The sequence below is a fragment of the Microcystis sp. LE19-41.2A genome (assembly GCF_027530405.1).
GTDB lineage: Bacteria > Cyanobacteriota > Cyanobacteriia > Cyanobacteriales > Microcystaceae > Microcystis > Microcystis aeruginosa.
Genome location: NZ_JAPZQJ010000257.1, coordinates 1 through 1,426, shown reverse-complemented (window position 1 = coordinate 1,426; position 1,426 = coordinate 1). Strand labels below are relative to the sequence as shown.

The 1,426-nt window shown below is 43.9% G+C and carries 2 protein-coding genes and 2 pseudogenes; 1 reads left to right on the top strand and 3 read right to left on the bottom strand.

The features are described from left to right. Positions 1–138: 138 nt before the first annotated feature. Positions 139–372, top strand: a pseudogene (locus O9290_RS11305) (PEP-CTERM sorting domain-containing protein); the annotation flags it as partial. A 137-nt stretch (positions 373–509) separates the two neighbouring features. On the opposite strand, the gene O9290_RS11300 reads toward O9290_RS11305, so the two are convergent. From O9290_RS11300 to O9290_RS11290, 3 genes and pseudogenes are all read right to left on the bottom strand, one after another. Continuing rightward, a complete protein-coding gene (locus tag O9290_RS11300; protein ID WP_002763618.1) occupies positions 510–647 on the bottom strand; it encodes a PIN domain-containing protein in 138 nt (45 codons plus the stop codon). Further along, positions 637–858 (bottom strand): hypothetical protein, encoded by a 222-nt coding sequence (locus O9290_RS11295; protein ID WP_043999527.1) that lies wholly within the window; start codon positions 856–858, stop codon positions 637–639. Before O9290_RS11295 ends, O9290_RS11300 begins: the two co-directional genes overlap by 11 nt. Positions 859–1,297: 439 nt before the next feature. Continuing rightward, a pseudogene (locus tag O9290_RS11290) lies at positions 1,298–1,426 on the bottom strand (IS1 family transposase); the annotation flags it as partial.

The following is a 1,426-nucleotide window of genomic DNA, read 5'->3' as shown; positions in this document are numbered from 1 at the left end:
TAATACAGTGAGTTCTTTTCTTCTTCCGTGAATTCTAGGTTAATCATGTTTTTAATGAGTGCTTTGCTTCTAATTATGACTCTTAAACTATATTATTGTCCTTGAGTAAAAAATGCAAGTTGTAGCCGTGCAAAGTATAGTAGTGGATTCGGCTTTTCACCCCCTAACGTTGTTGGTAATCCGTTCGACCTGTTCGCTTCCATCGGTGGCTACGGTTCTGTTCCTCTTCCAGGCGGCGAACCCTTCGTTATCACCACTTATTCCCTGACCCCGGCTGGCACTACCACCGTTCCCGAACCGGCGACGGTTCTCGGTTTACTCTCCGTTGCCGGGGTCGGTTTATTGTGCAAAGGCCGGAAACTGGAAAAGTAATTTTGACCGACTGATCCCCCTGCCCTCCTTATCAAGGTGGGGTTGACTCATAGTAGGGTTGATTCATAGTAGGGTTGATTCATGAATCAACCCTACTTATCAAGGGGGGTGTCTGACAACTTTTAACACCTACCTACTTAACTAAAGGGATTAATAATCATCAATTGATTCTCGATTCGCTGACCATCTTGTAAATCTTCACTGTAGAGAATTTGACAGCCCGCTTCCAGAGCGCTGGCCAGTATTAAACTATCGATAAAAACTTTATCGGGCATTAGCCTCGTCCCGATCGAATGTAAATCCCCGTGTATTTAAAGAAATCGCCTCGAACATGGTTTTTTCAGTTTTCTGGCCCGGATCGGGGACGATTTCCGAGTCATCCAAAACAATCACCCGTATCATCTTACCTTCCCATCGAGAAGAATATCGGGGGGGAACGCTCACTTGACCGTCATGAATAACCGTCCTAAATTCGATCGCTTCCATACATGGCTCCAATTAAACCCTATCTCTACTTTAGCTCTAGAGTTAAGCGATCGATTAAATCCTATCAGGGGAACTGGGACAACGGGAACACCGAAACGGAGACTATAACTATTTTAATGCTAGTTATTTTGTTTGTCTTTGGCCAATGAAAAGAGCGATCGGCGGCTAGAGTATTTCTTTGATGATACTATAACCCCCCGCACCCTAGAAAAGCGCACCCCTTCGCGCATCTCTGGGAGATCGCCCTCAATCCCTAATCGAGTAATCAATAGCTAAATGAAGCATAAGAAATATAAATGATAAAAATCTTGACAAAATGGGCGGGCGGGGGTATAGCAGGGGGGAATTTAGCTAAACAATGTCTTCTATGCCACTCAAAAGTTCCTTTTGCGGTGGTGATTCGGTAGTAGTGATGGCGGCTTAATCCTTTGCTTTGCTGTGCATTGTAGTCATGGATAAAATACCAAAGGGCTCCCCAACGTGATTCTCCATTTTTTTAGAGAAAGATAGACTCTCTCTCACCAACCGAGAAATCCTTTGTCGAAAGGTATTATTTAATCTTTCAATA